16 protein-coding genes and 2 pseudogenes are annotated in these 18,768 nt (G+C 34.7%); 8 read left to right on the top strand and 10 right to left on the bottom strand.

From position 1 onward, the window contains the following. Nucleotides 1–90: 90 nt before the first annotated feature. From ACN5L8_RS12545 to ACN5L8_RS12530, 4 genes are read left to right on the top strand one after another with little or no spacing between them, the layout of a single operon-like run. Nucleotides 91–999: a peptidylprolyl isomerase gene (locus ACN5L8_RS12545; protein ID WP_419173199.1), complete on the top strand. Its 909-nt coding sequence runs from the start codon at nucleotides 91–93 to the stop codon at nucleotides 997–999. After that, a complete protein-coding gene (locus ACN5L8_RS12540) occupies nucleotides 999–1,841 on the top strand; it encodes a PdxA family dehydrogenase (RefSeq protein WP_419173198.1) in 843 nt (280 codons plus the stop codon). The genes ACN5L8_RS12545 and ACN5L8_RS12540 overlap by 1 nt, the downstream gene beginning before the upstream one ends. A 3-nt stretch (nucleotides 1,842–1,844) precedes the next feature. After that, a complete protein-coding gene (gene uvrA, locus ACN5L8_RS12535; protein WP_419173197.1) occupies nucleotides 1,845–4,652 on the top strand; it encodes an excinuclease ABC subunit UvrA in 2,808 nt (935 codons plus the stop codon). After that, nucleotides 4,649–5,383, top strand: coding sequence for a TrmH family RNA methyltransferase (locus ACN5L8_RS12530; protein WP_419173196.1), 735 nt, complete (start codon nucleotides 4,649–4,651; stop codon nucleotides 5,381–5,383). Before uvrA ends, ACN5L8_RS12530 begins: the two co-directional genes overlap by 4 nt. 157 nt (nucleotides 5,384–5,540) lie before the next feature. Here ACN5L8_RS12530 and ribE read toward each other — a convergent pair whose 3' ends face one another. From ribE to ribD, 4 genes and pseudogenes are all read right to left on the bottom strand, one after another. Continuing rightward, entirely contained in the window at nucleotides 5,541–6,008 is a 468-nt protein-coding gene (ribE, locus tag ACN5L8_RS12525) for a 6,7-dimethyl-8-ribityllumazine synthase (RefSeq protein WP_114706036.1), read from the bottom strand. 37 nt (nucleotides 6,009–6,045) lie between these two features. Next, a pseudogene (gene ribB, locus ACN5L8_RS12520) lies at nucleotides 6,046–6,654 on the bottom strand (3,4-dihydroxy-2-butanone-4-phosphate synthase); the annotation flags it as partial. Beyond that, the gene (locus ACN5L8_RS12515; RefSeq protein WP_419173195.1) at nucleotides 6,647–7,297 is read right to left on the bottom strand and encodes a riboflavin synthase; all 651 of its coding nucleotides are present in this window, start codon (nucleotides 7,295–7,297) and stop codon (nucleotides 6,647–6,649) included. The gene ACN5L8_RS12515 and the pseudogene ribB, both read right to left, overlap by 8 nt. Then, nucleotides 7,297–8,430 (bottom strand): bifunctional diaminohydroxyphosphoribosylaminopyrimidine deaminase/5-amino-6-(5-phosphoribosylamino)uracil reductase RibD, encoded by a 1,134-nt coding sequence (gene ribD, locus ACN5L8_RS12510; protein ID WP_419173194.1) that lies wholly within the window; start codon nucleotides 8,428–8,430, stop codon nucleotides 7,297–7,299. The genes ACN5L8_RS12515 and ribD overlap by 1 nt, the downstream gene beginning before the upstream one ends. A gap of 350 nt (nucleotides 8,431–8,780) precedes the next feature. On the opposite strand from ribD, the gene ACN5L8_RS12505 reads away from it, so the two are divergent. Beyond that, nucleotides 8,781–9,965 carry a hypothetical protein gene (locus ACN5L8_RS12505; RefSeq protein ID WP_419173193.1) on the top strand — a complete coding sequence of 395 codons (1,185 nt, stop codon included), beginning with the start codon at nucleotides 8,781–8,783 and terminating at the stop codon, nucleotides 9,963–9,965. Nucleotides 9,966–9,998: 33 nt separating this feature from the next. Here ACN5L8_RS12505 and ACN5L8_RS12500 read toward each other — a convergent pair whose 3' ends face one another. Continuing rightward, nucleotides 9,999–10,463 (bottom strand): hypothetical protein, encoded by a 465-nt coding sequence (locus tag ACN5L8_RS12500; protein WP_419173192.1) that lies wholly within the window; start codon nucleotides 10,461–10,463, stop codon nucleotides 9,999–10,001. 9 nt (nucleotides 10,464–10,472) lie between these two features. Beyond that, entirely contained in the window at nucleotides 10,473–11,231 is a 759-nt protein-coding gene (locus tag ACN5L8_RS12495; protein ID WP_419173191.1) for a hypothetical protein, read from the bottom strand. A 290-nt stretch (nucleotides 11,232–11,521) separates the two neighbouring features. On the opposite strand from ACN5L8_RS12495, the gene ACN5L8_RS12490 reads away from it, so the two are divergent. Then, complete coding sequence (locus ACN5L8_RS12490) at nucleotides 11,522–12,946, top strand: sulfatase-like hydrolase/transferase (protein ID WP_419173190.1); 1,425 nt, start codon at nucleotides 11,522–11,524, stop codon at nucleotides 12,944–12,946. Here ACN5L8_RS12490 and ACN5L8_RS12485 read toward each other — a convergent pair. Both ACN5L8_RS12485 and ACN5L8_RS12480 read right to left on the bottom strand, forming a co-directional pair. Further along, nucleotides 12,926–13,204 (bottom strand): hypothetical protein, encoded by a 279-nt coding sequence (locus ACN5L8_RS12485; RefSeq protein WP_419173189.1) that lies wholly within the window; start codon nucleotides 13,202–13,204, stop codon nucleotides 12,926–12,928. The genes ACN5L8_RS12490 and ACN5L8_RS12485 overlap by 21 nt on opposite strands. A gap of 407 nt (nucleotides 13,205–13,611) precedes the next feature. Next, on the bottom strand, nucleotides 13,612–14,349 hold the full coding sequence (locus ACN5L8_RS12480; protein ID WP_419173188.1) for a polyprenol monophosphomannose synthase: 738 nt from the start codon (nucleotides 14,347–14,349) through the stop codon (nucleotides 13,612–13,614). 236 nt (nucleotides 14,350–14,585) lie between these two features. On the opposite strand from ACN5L8_RS12480, the gene ACN5L8_RS12475 reads away from it, so the two are divergent. Then, nucleotides 14,586–16,628: a sulfatase-like hydrolase/transferase gene (locus ACN5L8_RS12475; protein ID WP_419173187.1), complete on the top strand. Its 2,043-nt coding sequence runs from the start codon at nucleotides 14,586–14,588 to the stop codon at nucleotides 16,626–16,628. A gap of 4 nt (nucleotides 16,629–16,632) precedes the next feature. On the opposite strand, the gene ACN5L8_RS12470 is transcribed toward ACN5L8_RS12475, so the two are convergent. Continuing rightward, nucleotides 16,633–16,884, bottom strand: coding sequence for a helix-turn-helix domain-containing protein (locus ACN5L8_RS12470; protein WP_199506612.1), 252 nt, complete (start codon nucleotides 16,882–16,884; stop codon nucleotides 16,633–16,635). Between the two features lie 313 nt (nucleotides 16,885–17,197). Between ACN5L8_RS12470 and ACN5L8_RS12465 the strand changes: the two genes are divergently transcribed. Next, entirely contained in the window at nucleotides 17,198–18,406 is a 1,209-nt protein-coding gene (locus tag ACN5L8_RS12465) for a UTP--glucose-1-phosphate uridylyltransferase (protein WP_419173186.1), read from the top strand. Here ACN5L8_RS12465 and ACN5L8_RS12460 read toward each other — a convergent pair. After that, nucleotides 18,399–18,768 (bottom strand): annotated as a pseudogene (locus ACN5L8_RS12460) (hypothetical protein); the annotation flags it as partial. The gene ACN5L8_RS12465 and the pseudogene ACN5L8_RS12460 sit on opposite strands and share 8 nt — an antisense overlap.

The following is an 18,768-nucleotide window of genomic DNA, read 5'->3' as shown; positions in this document are numbered from 1 at the left end:
ATAGCGCAAATAATTTGCACAAGCCTCATGGGCACGATAAATTATTGTTCTAGTAAATAATGATACTAAGAACGATAAATAGAGGTGTTCATGAGGCTTTTTTTATTACTGGCCCTTACTTTTTCAACATTAAATATCAATGCAAAACTTCTTGATAAAATAGCGGCCGTTGTTGATGATCATATCATTACAAAATCAATGATCGATCGAGTTAAAAAATCGCTCCCTATTCGTCAAAACATTTCTCCTTTTATCTACAAACAAGAAAATTTCACTGATAAAGAAATTGCTGAGTTATTTATAAGAAAATTCATCATCCGCTCTACACTTGCTGAGCAAGGATATGTAATTTCAGACGCTACAGTTGAGAAAGAAATTAAAAGAAAAGAACAACGCCTTGGGCTTAGTCGTGCAGATCTAATTTCATTCTTAAAAAAGAATAATACAAATTTTAACGAATTCTTTGAACTTAACAAAGAAGCAATTGAATTTAATCATTTTAATTCAGTTGTTATTATTCCTCTCATCTCTGTAAGTGAACAAGAGATAAAGAATGAATTCTTTAAGCAAAATGTAAATAATAAGACTGTTTCATATCGTTATACACTTGTGGACTTCTCAATTGATCCTTCAATTGTACCAAAGAGTAAGTATGCGCATTTTAGAAAGTCGATGCAATCATTCCAAAAAGGTGGACCACTTCCAAATGAGTATGGTTCGATCGAAACATCAACTCTAGGAGACATTACAGCTGATGGCCTAACAGAGAAGCTGCAACGTCTTTTAAATAAAACACAAGAAGGTGAATTCACTCAACCAATTGAGATGATGGGTGCCACACATATTTTCTACGTAAAAACACGTGATGTTGTTGAATCATCACTTTATCAACAATCAAAACCACAAATCCGTGCCAAAATCTATGAGAGAAAGGCAAAGGAAGTTACAAAAATGTGGTTTGAAAGAGAAAAGTCGAATCACTACGTTAAAACATACTAATGATCTATGTAACAGCTGGACATGAGAAGGGAATTGGCCTTGAGGTTTTCTTAAAAGCCTACTCTCTTCTATCATCGGCACAACAAGAACAATTTCATCTCTTTGTTGGTGAAGAATTTACAAAAGAGCTTCCTTCATCTCTTAGCTATACAGCTGTGAAGGCTCCCTATTCTCACAATGCTTTAGAGCTTGCATGTAATATATGTGGGCCAAACGATATATTAGTTACAATGCCAACCACAAAGGATGAATTATTCTTTAATGGTAAAAATGTATCAGGCCATACAGAGTACTTTAGAAAGAGATATGACAACGAGAATATCGTTATGTTCTTTAAGTCATATGAGGCAAACGTCTTACTTATTACAGATCATATACCTCTTAAAGAAGTTCCTACCAAAATAAATTCTGATCTTATTCACAAAAAAATCAATATCTGCGTTGATAACTACACAAAATACTTCGGCAATTTAAATGAAATTATCATAAGTGGTATCAACCCACATGCCGGTGAAGGTGGTATACTCGGTGATGAGGAAAAAGAAGTCACAAATGCCATCAAAGGCTTAACAGTTAAACAGAAAGTCAGTGGTCCACTACCTGCTGATGGACTTTTTATTAATGACTGCTTTGCTCATGATAAATTATTTGTGTATATGTATCACGACCAAGGACTTGCACCATTTAAAACAATGTTCAAATCAAAAGGTGCAAATATCACACTAGGCTTACCATTTCTAAGACTTAGTGTTGACCATGGCACGGCCTTCGATCTTTATGGAAAAGATTGTGCTAACTATATGGGCTGTTACTACGTATTAAAACTTGCCCTAAAGGTATAGAAAATGAAAGATGAAATTAAAATTGTAAAAGCACGTGTTCATAATTTGAAAGACGTAACGATTGATATTCCGAAGAACAAATTAACAGTCATCACTGGGCCATCTGGATCTGGTAAAAGCTCACTTGCCTTTGACACTGTCTATGCTGAAGGACAACGTCGATATATCGAATCACTCTCATCTTATGCAAGGCAATTCTTAGGTCAGCAACAAGCTCCAGATGTAGAGTCAATAACAGGGCTATCCCCAGCAATTGCAATTGATCAAAAAACAACTAATAAGAATCCACGCTCAACTGTTGGAACAATAACTGAAGTCTATGACTATATGAGAGTTCTCTATGCAAGAGTTGGAGATCTCTACGACCCAAATAATGGAGAAAAAGTTATAAGCTATACTCCAGGTCAAATCACTCGAGATTTAATGGAGTTACCTGAAAAAACCAAACTTCATATTACGGTAGAAATAACTGATGAAACAAAGAAAGAATTAGAGCAACAAATGGCCAAGTATCTTTCGATGGGATTTTCACGATTTATAGTAAATGATGAAATCATGCTACTTGATAGTAGCGAAATAAAGTCACTCAAGGCCAGCGATGAAATTCTTGTTGTAATTGATCGAATCCTTGTAAAGCCGGACATCGAAAAACGTCTAACAGACTCTGTTGAACTTGGCCTAAAATTAGGGATGGGGATCATCCACGTTATGATTGATGATGAATTTCACACATACTCAGAAATCAATATGTCTCATGATACAGGTGAAGTCTTTCCTGATTTAGAACCAAGACTCTTCTCATTTAATTCACCTGTTGGAGCATGCCCTAAGTGTAATGGTCTAGGAGAATCAAAAGAATTTGTCTTAAGTGAGTTAATCTTTGATGACTCCTTACCTGTTCTAAAAGGGGCAATTCCTCTACTGACAAAGAAAAATAACTTTCTCTATAAAATGGTCGAGTGCATGCTAAAAGAAGAAGGCTTCGATATTAAACAGCCTCTTTCAAAAATGCCAAAGAAGATATTTAAGATTTTATCAGAGGGAACAGATAAGGTTTATACTTATAAATTTAAGTCAGAGAATTCAAACTTTGAATTTTCAAAGCCATTTCCTGGTCTAATAAATTGGCTCAATAAGAAATATAAAGAATCCACATCTGAAAGAGTACGCGTTGAGCTCGAAAAGAGCATGAAAGTTCAAAAATGTTCAGAGTGTGAAGGAAAGCGTCTTAATACAATTGCCCTTAGTACGAAAATTGCTGAAAAAAATATTATAGAATTATGTGATATTCCCCTTAGTGAAACATACGACTTCTTTAAAGAACTTAAGCTTGAAGGAATCAAAGAAAAGATTGGGGCAAAGTTATTAACTGAAATCACTTCTCGACTAAAGTTCTTAAATGACGTTGGACTTGATTATCTAACCCTTAATCGTTCAGCTAGAACCCTAAGCGGTGGGGAATCACAACGTATTCGTCTTGCCACACAAATTGGATCAGCGCTATCAGGAGTTCTCTATGTTCTTGATGAGCCAAGTATCGGACTCCATCAAAGAGATAACGTTCGATTAATACAGACTTTAAAAGAATTAAGAGATCTCGGAAATACAGTACTTGTCGTAGAACACGATGAAGACACAATGAAGGCAAGTGATTATATAATTGATATGGGCCCTGGTGCCGGTTTACATGGTGGAGAAGTTGTTGCCCATGCCACATCAAAAGCATTTCTAAAGAAGAAATCACTTACTGCTGATTATTTAAATCACAAGCAAACGATACCGATCCCACAAGAAAGAAGAAAATTAACAAAACATATTAAATTGAAAGGTGCTCAACATAATAATCTTAAAAAGATTGATGTAAATTTCCCACTAGGAGGGCTAGTTTGTGTTAGCGGTGTTTCAGGCTCAGGTAAATCAACTCTAATTCACGAAGTTTTAATACCAGCAGTAAAAAGCCACCTATCAAGAGCAAATCGTTCAATCTATGAAAAGGCAAATTACAAATCAATCACAGGCCTAGATGAAATTAAAACTGTTATTGAATTAGATCAATCTCCGATTGGAAGAACACCACATTCTAACCCAGCAACTTACTCTGGACTATTTGATGATGTAAGAAAGTTATTTGCGGCAACTAATGAGTCGCAAATTAGAGGATATAAACCTGGGCGATTTAGCTTTAATGTTAAAGGTGGACGCTGTGAAGAATGTGAAGGTAATGGTGTACAAAAAATTGAAATGCACTTCCTACCAGATGTCTATGTAACATGTAATGAATGTAATGGACGACGTTATAATAACGAAACACTTTCGGTTTTATATAAGGGTAAATCAGTAGCTGACATCTTAGAAATGACAATTGAAGAAGGATATGAGTTTTTTAAAAACCATAGACGATTGGGACGTATCCTAAAAACAATGAATGATGTAGGCCTTGGTTATATGACTCTTGGACAGCCTGCAACTACCCTTTCTGGTGGAGAGGCCCAAAGACTAAAGCTTGCAAGAGAATTAGCAAAGTCTACAAAAGGTCATACATTATATGTATTAGATGAACCAACCACAGGACTGCATTTCGAAGATATTAATGTTCTTTTAAAGGCCATTAACAATCTAGTTGATAGTAATAACTCCGTTATTATTATTGAACACAATCTTGACGTACTTAAGGTTGCAGATGAACTTATAGACCTTGGCCCAGAAGGTGGCCACAGAGGTGGATCAATTGTCGCCACAGGAACACCAGAGGAAGTTGCAAAGTGTAAGGAGTCACATACCGGAAGCTTTCTTAAGGGGATCTTAAAATGATTGATGAATTCTATAATCTTAAAGATAAGAATTTAATTAAAGATAACTACTGTATTGCTGAAACTGAGAAAGTTGTTTGCAAGGCACTTAGATCAAAACACCAAGTTGAAAAAATTATTGCAACTCAAGAATTTTATGAACGCAATAAAGAGCTTATTGATGATAAGTGCGATCAAGTCTTTATAAAAACAAAAGAAGAACTTCAAAATATAACGGGTATTAAATTACATCATGGGATTCTTGCAAAGGTTAGAACAAGTGGACTTCTAAATATAAAAGAGCTTGGTGATCGTATCATTATATTTAACGGTGTTACATCACCAGAAAATGTCGGCACAATGACTCGTGCAGCGATGGCCTTTGGCTTTGATAGTATTATTTATGATGCTAAAAGCGCATCGCCTTATTTAAGACGTTGCATAAGAGTATCAATGGGTAATGCTTTTGAAGCGCGTGTTGCGAAATCACTTAACCTTATTAACGATATCTCACTGCTTCAAGAACTAGGGTATACAGTTATTGCCACGGCGAATGAAGAAGGTGCAATTTCAATTCATGATTTTAAATATCCGCAAAAAACATGTCTAATTATTGGTAATGAGGGAAATGGAATGGATCGTGAAGTTATAGATGCTTGCGATAAAAAACTTTTTATTCCTATCACAAACTATGTTGCACATTTAAATGCAGCAAGTGCTGCATCAATTTTTCTTTATCATTCTATCTTTTAATTCAGGATTTATTAACCTGACAAGAATCATGTTTAACTATAATTTAGACCTCGAAGCTCTAACCACACACCGATAGAGTTTTTAATCATTTTTCGTTTTTCCATAAAAAAGGCCACTATTATTAGTGGCCTTATTTTTTATCTGAATGTAATTTTTCTTATTCAATTGAACCAAGTAAAGTGGCCATCTCAATTGCTGACATCGCTGCTTCCCAACCCTTATTACCGGCCTTCGTTCCTGCTCTTTCAATTGCTTGCTCAATTGTATCGACAGTAAGAACACCAAAAGTTACTGGTACATTAGTATCAAGTGAAACTTTTGAGATACCTTTTGCAACTTCATTTGAAACAAAATCAAAGTGTGGAGTTGATCCTCGAATAACAGCACCAAGAGTAATAACAGCGTCATACTTTTTAGAAGCCGCTAACTTTTGTGCTACAAGTGGGATTTCAAATGCGCCTGGAACCCAAGCAATATCCATATCTTCAACGTCTCCGTCGTGTCTTTTAATACAATCAATTGCACCACCTAATAACTTACTTGTAATTAGCTCGTTAAAACGGCCAGCAACAATAGCAAATTTTTTCCCTGATGCATTTAAGTTACCTTCTAAATTTCTAGGCATGTGTTTCTCCTAAATCTGTGACACCTTTTGAAGGCGCCTCATGTTCACGTCTATATTTTATTAAGTCTTTAATTGTTATAAATTTTAAATCGTGCTCTTTAGCAATTTTTGCCAATTCTGGTGCCATGGCCATCGTTCCATCTGCACTCATGATTTCACATATAACTCCTGCAGGATAACAACCAGCAAGTCGCGCTAAATCCACAGCTGCTTCTGTGTGGCCATCTCTTTCAAGCACTCCACCATCTTTTGCAATTAATGGAAATATATGTCCCGGCTTCATAAAGTCTGAAGCTTTTGTATTCTTATTTGTTAAAAGATTTGTTGTTAAAGCACGATCCTGACAAGAAATACCCGTACCACCATTTGCGGCATCAATTGAAACAGTAAATGCTGTATGATGAACAGAATCATTTTGCGCAACCATAAGTGGTAGCTCTAATTCCTGTGCACGTGATTTTGTAATCGGTGTACATATTAAACCGCGTCCAATTGTTGCCATGAAGTTAATTGCTTCTGGCGTAATACGGTCTGCCGCCATGATGAAGTCTCCTTCATTTTCACGGTTTTCATCATCGATAACAATAACCATCTTACCGAGACGAATATCTTCAATGGCTTCTTCAATAGTATCAAATTCAATCATTTAAAAAGGACTCCAAATTATGTGTGCTCGCACCATTACTACGTCTAGCACCATTAAAAAGCAAGTTTTCAATATATTTTCCAAGGATATCAACTTCAATATTTACAAGACTTTGCACTCTACGATTTCGTAAGACAGTGTTCTGCCAAGTATGTGGAATAATTGAAAGTTGGAATGAACAATCGGCTTTAAAAACGTCCGCAACAGTTAGAGAGATTCCATCAATCGTAATAGATCCTTCTTTTACAATATATTTCATTTGCTTTGGACTTACTTTAATAGTCACTAAATAATTATTACCACGACTTTGAATTTGGATAATTTGCCCAACGTCGTTAACATGGCCTTGTACAATGTGACCACCCAAGCGATCAGTAGCACGAAGTGCTAATTCCAGATTAACTTCATCACCAGTACGAAGACTTCCTAGAGTGGTCTTTTCCAGACTCGTATGAACTGTTTGAACGACAAATGTTGAGTCCGTTAGTTTCACAGCTGTTTGGCATGCTCCATTGATAGATACTGAATCATCAATAGCAATCTCTGGAAGAAGTTCTTTTGAACTTACTTCAATAAGTTTGCCTTCCGCATTTGAGCGAACACTTACGACTTTTCCTATTTCTTTTACTAGTCCTGTAAACACTATGACCTCGGGTCGATCTCAAACATTGCTTGAGAACCAATATTTTTAACTGCTACATTATCAAAGTTTAAAGCGTCGGCCATTGAATCTAATTTTTCATCATAATAACCGATTCCATCTCCAAGAATTTTTGGTGCAACAAAGATTGTCATCTTATCTGCAAGCTTTTTCTTTAAGATTGAGGAAGCAAGCATCCCTCCACCTTCGACTAAAATTGAATGAACACCAATTGCTTTTAACTGAGCAAAGGCATCTTCAATGACAACTTCATTCTCATCACTTTTAGCAAAGACTATTCTAATTTTTTTATCAGTAAAGAATTTAACTACATCATCCGCCGCGCCTTGGTAATCGGCCCCCGTAGTTATGATAATTGTCTTATGTGTATATTCGTCATTAAAGATCTTTGATAATGGATCCATTTTAGAAATTGAGCCCATCACAATTCGAAAAGGAATTTTTCCACTTTCATCTAGGCCAAAACGAATATTTAAACTTGGGTCATCATTATTTAGAGTTTTTCGGCCAACCATGACTGCATCATATTTCTTACGATAAGCGTGAACCATCTTGCGTGCATTTTCATCTGTTATCCACTTCGAATCACCTGTAATTGTTGATAACTTTCCATCTAATGTTTGAGCAAGTTTAAGGTGAATATAAGGTAGCCTTTTAGTCATAGACTTAAAGAATACTTCATTAAGTTCACGGGCCTCTTTTTCAAGTACTCCAACTTTACACTCAATACCTGCAGACTCGAGAATCTTAATTCCATTTCCTGCGACTTCAGGATTAGGATCAAGGCAGGCCACAACGACTCTTGAAAAGCCGTGTTTTAAAATTGCGTTAGTGCAAGGAGGTGTTCTTTTCTTTGTATGACAACATGGCTCTAAGGTAACGTAGATCGTTGCACCTTTTAGCTCTGCCTTATGATAGTCGCGGACATCTGAGATTGCTTCTGGCTCAGCATGAGGTAGGCCCGCTTTTTTATGCCAACCCTTACCTAAGATAATTCCATCTTTTACAATAATTGCTCCAACCATTGGGTTTGGTGACGTTTGCCCCTCACCTTTCTTGGCCAAATCAAGTGCCATACGCATATATGCAATATCTCGAGAATCCTGCTTTTCCATGTTCCTGATTTACCATACTTGGCCATAGGGTTCCAGCAGACTTTTACCTACGTAGTATATCGAGAACTTTTTCTAGGGGGTACGTCGATACTTTTCGAACATTTAGCAACTTAGCACTTATAGCTTATGATCATAAAGATTGCATTTATGTGATTCCAGATAATTAGCTATTTACTGGCCAAGAGAAGAAAAGTTCTACATAAATAACATGGCCAAAAAGACTGTATTTTACTCAGCATCGAGCGTAACTTACGATTAATTCGAAAAGTATCGACGTACCAAAATTGTACACCCTATAAATAAATTTCACTAAAGCCCATAAGCGTTCATTTTTTCGATAAATTACCAATATGAATAAGTTAATTGCACCAATCATTCTGATCCTAGCTTTTACAGTAACGTCATGTTCTGATGATGCGAAAAAAGCGATCAATAATATAGCTTCTCAAAGTGAGGAGACGCTAGGTGGAATCTCAAACGACAGAACAATTCTCAATCCAAAATTAGGAAACTTCTGCGATGGCCACGAGTGCCCAGAGGGAATTGTTGCTGTTAAAACAGAAAAGAAGAAACTTACTTGTTCGGGAATCGTAAAATCTCAAAGCGAAGTTTTGATTTCAGAAAATTGTGCCACAGAAAATGAGGCATTCAATATTCAAACAACAGACGGCAAACTAATCAAGGTTACATCTGTCGAAGATGAGCTCTCAAATGAATTCGGAGACAAGATCTTAAAACTTAACCTCGAAAAAGAAATACCTAATACAGCAAATATTGAACTTCCAGAAATTGATAATAACGAAGTTCAACTTAACTATTTCAATGAACTAGGCGAGCTTCAATCTCAAGATTGTGAACTTACATACGCATCCCTTGCCTATGCCAACTCATTTGATAACGAGTCACAACTTCTTAACATCAAAAATTGCGAAGGCGTCCGCGACGGTGCCCTAATTTCTCAAAACGGTAAATCAATTGGTTTTCTTACAAAGAAACATAACGAAATTGAATTGTACGAAGGGATTTCTCTAAATGGTGAACAAAGAAGTATTAATATTCTTTCAAAAATAGAGGAACTTAGTTATCAAATAGGTACTGACGCTGTTTACCAAATCGGCTATTTAGCATTTTCATTTCCAGAAAATGATCTTCCTGAGCTAAAAGAAAGAATTACATTTAATAAAGATAACTTTAAGTTTAAAAAGTCTTTAATATGTTTCAAAAGAGGTAATGACATTGTTTTTAAAGACATCGAAACTTCAATTATTTTCGATAATAAAATTCAAGAATTGAATGTAAATACAATAGATAATACATATCCTGTGAAACACTATATACCTAGAACAAAAGTGTATTTCGGGCACAAGCTAGCGTCACAAATACCATCCAAATATAATTATATAACTACAACACAAAATATTAATAGCATTGAAAAACATTATTTCAGGAATCCTTTTAACAATGAAATTATAACTGAGCGTTATAAATTTTCTTCTGAGGATCACAATTTACTTGAAATCGATTACTGTAAATAAAAAGGCGACTTTTAAAAGTCGCCGCATATTTAATCAATATTCAAAGTCTTTTATATTGTAATCCTTAAACTTCACACTTCTTTTTACAATAGATTCTAAATACTTCTGATCAACTATGTCGTTTAACCTTTTCAGTCTATTGCTTACTTTTTTAACTTCAAATTGCTTAGTTTCAAACTTATCAACCAATTCTATATCCCTAACACTTAACAATCTAGACCTTGTTCTTAAAATCCATCTATCTGATTCAGAATCAAGATTAAAATCACCTATATTGTTTAAATTTCTTAGTGTATCTATGTCTCCAACTACTCCACCGCGAAGTTCAATTATAGGTAGAGTTTTCCAGTCGTCATTTGCATTTCCACTTCTATAATCAATTTTCCAATCATCTACAGCATTTCCGCTTCTTGATATCGTATTTTTATGAACCCCTATAGTATTCGCTCTTACAAAAAAACTTGAACTAAAAATTAAGATAATTAATAAAGCTTTCATATTTTTTCCTTATAATCTTTTTAATAATGATGAATGTACAATCAGATCTTCTCCAAAGTTTTCTGGATTTGTCATAATCTTATTGACCATATAATTATATTCATCAGTTAATTCTCTAAGTTTTGGTATTACTTTTTCAGCATTTAATGACTCAACCCAAACAGATGTCGTACATTTTTGTACCCTATTTGTCATCAATGCTTCTTCAGACATTTCTTCATAAATCATCATTTGGACTTTCGAAGCTGTGAATAGTCCAAGTCGCCTAACATCCTCGGTAATGAAGAATCGCCCATTTTTGTTTTTAATAACTCCATCAGCAGCTAACTTCATAAAGGTCTTATGACCAGATCTTCCATACTCTTGTAGAATATCGTTCTCACTTACTCCAAACTTACTACTAGCCCATAACATTATCTTATAAGTAGGCTTCTCTCTGAAATAACTTAAGGTATCAGGACCATATTCTTTAAGTTTTGATACTTCATCAAAATACCCATAAAGACTTTCATGCACCTCAGGGAAGTACTCGCGTACGAATTCCGCCGTGTCCTTTTTACTGGCAAGGCCATTGAGGACTGTTACACAAATGTCGAGTCCTGGATTTTTAACGTCACCCATTTCAAGGCGGTGGAATGTCGAAGGTGGAAGCCCCAATCTTCGAGCGATTTGATTACTACTTAAGCGGGAATGCTCTTTCTTGTATTTTCTGATCTTATCCCGCAAAACCTCGTTAACCGAAGGTCTTTCTAAAAAAACCTTGTCCATTTTGCTTCTCCCTCATATTCGCTTTTTTGTTGATCACTGTTCATACATTGCCAATAAATTTTTTTCATTATCAATGTAAAAAGTATCAATAAGCGTTCTTGTTAAGTATTTGATAGAGCATAAATAAACTTTAGATAGTGAAAAATCTGATTTTTTTCACTAATGAAATGAAATATTCCAGATTGGAATGGAGTAATTTATAAGTACTAGTAAATACGTGAGAGCAACTATAAAATAAATACAATATATTTTATAAACATCTGTAATTACATAAAGGTATAACTTAAAAAATGCTTATAGTTTCACTACTTATATTTATAGCCTACTATTTCACAGCTATTAAAAAGAAGCAGTCTTATTTCTACACAATACCAATTATATTAATATTTACATTTCTCTTTGCTGGCTACATCGTTGCTGACAGCCTAACTGGAGATGGAATTAATGAAGCTGTAAAGTTTCAGCTTATGACAAGTTGGACAGGAACGGGATATGGCGAATTTATTCCGCAACTAGCTGGAGCACTGATCTATATAGTTTCAACAGCTTTTATAGTTTCAGTGAGCATTAAAGTTTCAAAATTAAACCATGTGCCTTTGGCAACATTACTCGGTATCTTTGCAATAAGTTTAAACCCTGGGGCTCACGATCTCTACGAATGGGTTAGGCCATATACACATTTCGATGAAATCAAAAATATAACTATTGAAGATATTCAAAATAAAAACCTTAAAATTATACCTCCACAAAGAAAAAAGAGCTTTATCTATATTTACGCTGAGAGTTTTGAGAGAAGCTTCTTCAATGAAAGTATCTTTCCTAATCTTGTAACAGAACTTAAAAAGAAAGATATTCCATATATCGACTTTACAAATATTCACCAAGTCTACGGCACAAATGCAACCATGACAGGAATGGTTGCGTCACAGTGTGGTGTTTTTCCAACGACAAATATTAAAAAAGAATTCATGCCTGGTATAAATTGTATTAGTGATATTTTAAGTAAGCATGGTTATATAATGGAGCTTATACAAGGCGGTGACTTAAGTTTTGCAAGTACCGAAAAGTTTTATAATACTCATAAATTCTCGCGACTTATTGGAAAGAAATATTTTAAAAAGAAATATCAAGGAATGAATAATTTTAGTCAGTGGGGAGCATATGATGAATACGTACTAGCTGAAGCAAAAGAGAGATTTAAAGAATTGGCAAGTCAAAGCAAGCCTTTTGGATTATTTATCACGACACTAGATTCTCACTATCCCCATGGACATAAATCCAATTACTGCAAACTAAAGTACGCTAATGGGAAAAACCCATACTTAAACGCCATAAAGTGTGCTGACTACAATCTTTCAAATATGATTACAGAGATCTTAAATGATCCAAGGAGTAGCGATACGATTATCATACTAGCTTCGGATCATCTCGCCTTAAAAAACGATGCCAGTAAATTACTTAATAAAACAAAGAGAAGAAATCTTTTACGTTTTTATAATGTCGGTAGATCACAAAGTATTGCAAAAGCCGGCTCTACTCTTGATAACGGAAGCACCCTTTTGCATCTACTTGGCTTCAATGTAAACTTGGGCCTTGGTACGAATTTACTAGGAAATGAAAAATCCTTAGTTGAAAGATTCAGTGGTAGAACAGATAACTTTCTAAGAAGTCTTACTCCAAAAATAGAAGAAGCATCATTCAGAAACAGTAAGTAGCTTTCTACTTAAAGACTTTTTCTCCATAAGATAATTCTCAGTAAATATTATATAATCCATTTTATCCCAAAGACTTGTAACTAATTCATCTTGATCTTCTAAAGGATGCTCTTCTTTTGGGTCCGTTAGCAAGTTATATAATAGTTTTCTGCCAGACTTCTTTTGCCAAACTAGTTTATAAGGCCATTTTACAGCACTTAAAATAATTCCATTATATGGCTGAACCAAAAGAGCTGTAGAACCCATATTCTTTAACATCGAAGTTCCTGCTGAATTAATCTTGGTGCTAACCCCCATTAAATCCAAAACTGTTGGAAACAAAGACAACTAAATCAAAATTCGTCTTGACTCGATAATGATATTTTCCTGCGATATAATAAAGACAAATAAGAAATATACTAAGACCAACTCTCAAAAATACTGGTTTGATAAGCTTATTAATAGCTTCGCTATATAGAAAAATAAGTAAAAAGCCTACTGCCAAAACGAGATAATCTGTTACATGTAGACCATTATAGAGACGCCACTTTATAATTAGCCAAGCATTAAAATAAAAGTAAAGTAATCATAGGGCCTTAGTTGTAAAAAACATGATTTCATATCTTAACAAGATCTACGCAAAACAAAAAGAAAGTAATTATTTCAAGAACTTGTTCGAATGCACTCTAGAGAATACCAAAAATCTTTCGTAATCTTAAAGTAATTACATTAAAGAAAGCTTCGAAAATGATACCGCCTCCCATTTTTGACTCACCGTCCCTACGTTCGTAAAAGATAATAGGCACTTCTTTAACACTCAAACCCTTTGCCCACACTTTATAATTCAACTCTAATTGAAAAATATATCCATTTGAGATAATCCCATCTAAATCCAAGGATTCTAAAGCCTTACGAGTAAAGCACTTAAAGCCACCAGTCGTATCCTGAACAGGAATCCCCGTCATGAAACGCGTATATATAGATGCACAGTAAGATAGTAGGAGTCTTCTAAATGGCCAATTGATAATTCGAATTCCATCAATATAGCGAGAACCAATAACAAGATCATTTTCCTGTGCTGCTGCTAGAAGGTCTTTAACTGCATCTGGATCATGTGAAAAGTCACAGTCCATCTCAAAGACAAAGTCGTAGTTATTTTCGAGGGCCCACTTAAATCCAGTGATATAGGCCGTACCCAGTCCAAGTTTTCCAGTACGCTCAATTATATGAAGATTCTCATTTGATTCCATCTTCTTTTTAACCACATCTGCAGTTCCATCAGGTGAACCATCTTCTATAATTAGCAGTGAGACCTCTGGGTATTTTCCAAAGATCGTATCAATCATACGCTCTATATTATCGATTTCATTGTAAGTTGGAATAATGATCAATGATCTATTCCATGGAAGTTGGCCAGTGCTCACTTTTTTCATCTCCTATGACTGAAAGAACTATAAGAAAAGATCACTATCTTTTCAACACCTTTTACAACCTGTATAATCAAGCATTGCAGACTTCAGGAATTCATATGTTTTATTTTTTCAACATCTATTTAAGTATTGTTTTATTTCTTATTGCCCTAACGATTACGCTTCGTTCCAAAAATAATAATAAAATATTATCACAAATAACGGCCTCCCTCACTTTTATCTTTTTTACGATGAGTAATATCTTTATCGTAAGTAATTACTTTACTGGTGTAGGGCTAAATGATGTTGTCCTCTATCACTTAAGACTTGATACAGTAGAAGCAGGAGTTGGTGAGTACACAAATATTATTATTGCAAGTGCTTTAATGATCATCTTATCAATTTTCTTAACTTATAAGATAACGAAAAAGAAGGTTGCATCACAATTTGCTACAGTAGTTCTTCTACTGGCCATTATCTCAAGTCCATTGACACATAATCTTTATACTCTTTTAAAGCCTAATGAATTTCAAGGCGTAAAAATAGATATTCACAAAGCTGGCGACGAGATTGCAGAAATCAAAGATAAGAAAAACCTCATTATTATTTACGCTGAAGGGTTTGAAAGAACTTATTTAAATGACGAAGTCTTCCCTGGAATGACACCAAATATGAGAGAATTGGAAAAGCAATCTCTTTCATTTACTAATATGTATTCGAACTATGGTGCAACATGGACAATCGGTGGGATGGTTACATCTCAATGTGGTATTCCTCTCGTTACCGCCGGTGAGGGAAACTCTATGGAAGGTATTTATAGTTTTTATCCAGCTGCGGTTTGCCTACCAGATATTCTTCATAGTAACGGATATGTTGGTGCACACTTAAAAGGTGCATCTGCCATTTTTTCAGGAACAAAAAACTATCTTAAAACACACAAATACACCATCGTTAAAGGTAAAGATGAATTAAAGAAAAAGTACCCAACGGCTAGTACTAATTCATGGGGCTTCTATGATAAGAATTTATTTGATGAAGCAAAGATCGTTGCTGATAATCTTGCAAAAAGTAAAAGACCATTTTTTTTAACAATGAACACTCTTGATACACATCATCCGAAAGGACATGTATTTCCAGCTTGTAAACAAAATCACAAAGAAGGAGATAGTCGTTTAGTTAAAGCCTTCAAATGTTCTGATTACTACATCAAAGAATTCGTTGATAAGATTAGAGCAAGTAAATATAGCAAGAATACACTTATTGTTGTTATGTCAGACCACCTTGCCATGAGAAATCTTTTATCTGACAAAACTATAACTATGGATCGTAAAAACCTTTTTATGATCAATTACCATAACAATGTAACGACAGGTCTTATCGAAAAAGAAGGGACCCACTTAGATATTGCAACAACTCTGCTTGCCCAATTAGGAACTGATTACAATGTAGGTTTAGGAGTTGATCTTTTATCAGAAGAAAAGACCTTGTATGAAGAATATCAAGAAAAAACAGATGCATATCTTAAAGGAATGAATGATGAATTTTTAAAACTTTGGACGATTAAAAGTAATCACAAAGGAATTCGTGTTGATGGTGATCATTTATTTGTTGGTGACAATAAATTTAACATGCCTATTATTCTTTATTTTGATGAAAATGGACAGGCTACCCCAACTTACTTTAGAGCAAAACAAAAAAGACGTTATACTAACGACCTTTTAAAGAGGAGTCCTAACCAAGCATTCACGTGGATTGACTACTGTGACACTTTTGAAGAGTTCTTTAAGACTGAGGCCCCAAGTAATGAGTTTTGTACTATCTCTGGAAAGCTAAGTGCGAATCTTAAAATTGAACCTTTAGATGAGGGCTTCCACTTAAGTAATGATGATATTATCGATATAACTAAGCAAAAGATCGATTCTAAAAATTTCTCAAACTATCGAAAGTTAATCGATTGGAATCTTAATGGGCCTCTTAAAAGTCTTGTGGAGAGCTCAAAAGAAGGTGAAATCATTCAATATACACATCTTCCAAAAAACTTCGAGCAAGCATTCAACCGAGTAAGCTTTAAGAATACAAAAACACCTGATCACTTTTATCGCTATATTTCAGGTAAGAAACAAAAACCTGAGATAAAAATAAATGGGAAGAAGTATAAAGCAACACTCGTTAAAAATGATACTGGGCTGATTAAAAAAATCCATAACCTATTAAGGAAAACACTATACGTGTTCACTGGACGTACATACTTTCCAACTGTAACAGGTGTTCAAAAGTTAGAACTCATTCAATAAGTTATTAATGCTTGGGGTGGAATTTAATTTCCATCTCTAGGCCACAGGCCTTTGCATACTTATTCAATGTTGAAAGTTTTAAATCGAGACGATTTTCAATTTTAGAGACATCAGGCTGATCTATACCTATTAAGTCTGTCTGCTTAAGCCCAAGTGATTTTCTTAAAGCTTTTAGATCGATGTCGTAGTAGTCATTCTTCTTGATGGCCGTCTTGGCATACTCTAAGAACTCTAAGTCTAAGTTATCATAACTCATTAAAGTTTCTCCCCGTTTCTTCCGTAAAACAGTTGTAATGAATTTAATTGTATCATCTTTTGAATTTTTTGCGAGCATTCACTCGAATGCATACGTAAATGATCAAGTATTCATTTGATGGCATATTTTCTCTCCAGACAACCGTGATATGCCATCAAGTGAATATTCTTTATCTTTTTCCACACAATATTCACTCAAGTGCATAACCTACTAAAATTTACGCAAAATATGTACATAAGTGCATATTTCATATGCCTTTAAGTGAATATTTTATATTTCAGTATTCACCAAGCATCTGGTATTATTCCAGTCTATGAATTTAAAAGAATTTATCACGAATCCTATTGAACTCGAGTACTTCGAAGGGCTTCTTTCTCAACTTAATGAGAAAAAAGAACAACTAAGAATTGCTACTCCTGAGAATGACACAGGGGTTTACCCTACAGCAATTGCACCTCGAGAACTAATGCGTCGCGAACTTCCTTTTCATTCATACGAAGACATCAAGCAGCGCTATTCAACAAAAGAAATAGTCGACTGTACTCTATGGCTTAGAAAAATGCACGGAGGCCTTGGCTCAAGCCTTGATCGAAGTGAATATCTAAAAAAATATGGCCGCACAACTCCAGGCTCAAAATCGACAGATCTTTATATTGAAACAAAAGAATTTGGAGATATCTCACTAGCTGAAGCTCAAATCATTCAAGCTTCAAAGAAAACTAGCTCATTTAAAAAAGTGGTCCTACAGGACCTAGTTAATAATGATGTAAAACCAATCCTAGATAAGATGTGGGAGAAGCATTCTCACCTTTTGGGTGAAAACTTTTCTCGCCTTGAATCAGTGGTTCAACAAAAACTTCCAACAATTAAAGATGGCAAGCTTACAACTGAGAGACTTGCTCCTGCAGGCCATGGTATCTTTGGCTACGAAGTCTTCAAAGGCCCGCGTCCAGATGGTGATAATATTGTTGCCTGTATTGGAAATGGAGAAGATCTTAGTTCGACTCCAGATCGTGCTATTGTCAATTGGATGCTAACTGAGAATATTCCAGTTGTTATGGTAACTACGACAAAAACTGACCGTGATATGAAAGGTGGCCAAATTGCTCTAAAAGTCGAAGGCGATAAGACTTTTCTTACAATTGTAGAAAAAGCACAAGCTGAACAAGCTGGGCAATTAGAATATTTCGAACAACTTGGATTAAGAGAAGATGACGATGATGCTTTTTTCAATACGAATTTAGTACTCGTAAACTTTAATGCACTTGGAGACTGTAAAATTACTCTTCCGGATTTGATAAAAAATCAGAAGGGGGAATTTGTACAGCTTGAGGGTGCGCTGGGCTCTGTTCTTTTGAATTCGGATCGACTTGCTAGAGAAACAGGAAAAAAGTTTGTTCATATTCTCAATGTTAATAAGGAAAATAGAGCAAAGTTTTTTAATCCGATTAAGAAGATGGATGATTTTGACTATATAATAAATAATCAAAGCTTAGATATTAATATTTTTCATTTTATTTAATATCTTTTGCTATATTATAAATCTCTGTAAGACCTTGCTTAATACTATACCTTGGCTTTAAATTTAATTTTTCTAGTATTTCAATATCAGCGATTAACTTATCTGGCTCATTTTCACGTAAAGCCACCTTACCGAAATTTAATTTTGTTTTAAATCCATTAGTTATCTCTTGAATAAGTAAAACAATATCCTTTACCCTATAACCTTCACCTGTACCAACGGGAATATTCTTAAATCCTCTAGAGTATACATTCTCTCTATTATTATAAATTTCTAGTATTATATTCAATAAATCCTTATAGTATATAAAGCCTCTTTTTTGTTCTGCAGAAGTTAAATCAATTTCTATTTTTTCAGAAAGA

It is taken from the genome of Halobacteriovorax sp. (assembly GCF_048381875.1).
In the GTDB taxonomy this organism is placed as follows: domain Bacteria; phylum Bdellovibrionota; class Bacteriovoracia; order Bacteriovoracales; family Bacteriovoracaceae; genus Halobacteriovorax_A; species Halobacteriovorax_A vibrionivorans.
This window is presented reverse-complemented; position numbering and strand designations above follow the sequence as displayed.

Coding starts and splice junctions, on each gene's coding strand:
- ACN5L8_RS12545 (WP_419173199.1), top strand. CDS start 91: ATGAGGCTTTTTTTATTACTGGCCCTTACTTTTTCAACATTAAATATC.
- ACN5L8_RS12490 (WP_419173190.1), top strand. CDS start 11,522: ATGCTTATAGTTTCACTACTTATATTTATAGCCTACTATTTCACAGCT.
- ribE (WP_114706036.1), bottom strand. CDS start 6,008: ATGCCTAGAAATTTAGAAGGTAACTTAAATGCATCAGGGAAAAAATTT.
- ACN5L8_RS12505 (WP_419173193.1), top strand. CDS start 8,781: ATGAATAAGTTAATTGCACCAATCATTCTGATCCTAGCTTTTACAGTA.
- ACN5L8_RS12530 (WP_419173196.1), top strand. CDS start 4,649: ATGATTGATGAATTCTATAATCTTAAAGATAAGAATTTAATTAAAGAT.
- ACN5L8_RS12540 (WP_419173198.1), top strand. CDS start 999: ATGATCTATGTAACAGCTGGACATGAGAAGGGAATTGGCCTTGAGGTT.
- ribD (WP_419173194.1), bottom strand. CDS start 8,430: ATGGAAAAGCAGGATTCTCGAGATATTGCATATATGCGTATGGCACTT.
- ACN5L8_RS12465 (WP_419173186.1), top strand. CDS start 17,198: ATGAATTTAAAAGAATTTATCACGAATCCTATTGAACTCGAGTACTTC.
- ACN5L8_RS12475 (WP_419173187.1), top strand. CDS start 14,586: ATGAGTAATATCTTTATCGTAAGTAATTACTTTACTGGTGTAGGGCTA.
- ACN5L8_RS12470 (WP_199506612.1), bottom strand. CDS start 16,884: ATGAGTTATGATAACTTAGACTTAGAGTTCTTAGAGTATGCCAAGACG.
- ACN5L8_RS12495 (WP_419173191.1), bottom strand. CDS start 11,231: ATGGACAAGGTTTTTTTAGAAAGACCTTCGGTTAACGAGGTTTTGCGG.
- uvrA (WP_419173197.1), top strand. CDS start 1,845: ATGAAAGATGAAATTAAAATTGTAAAAGCACGTGTTCATAATTTGAAA.
- ACN5L8_RS12500 (WP_419173192.1), bottom strand. CDS start 10,463: ATGAAAGCTTTATTAATTATCTTAATTTTTAGTTCAAGTTTTTTTGTA.
- ACN5L8_RS12485 (WP_419173189.1), bottom strand. CDS start 13,204: ATGTTAAAGAATATGGGTTCTACAGCTCTTTTGGTTCAGCCATATAAT.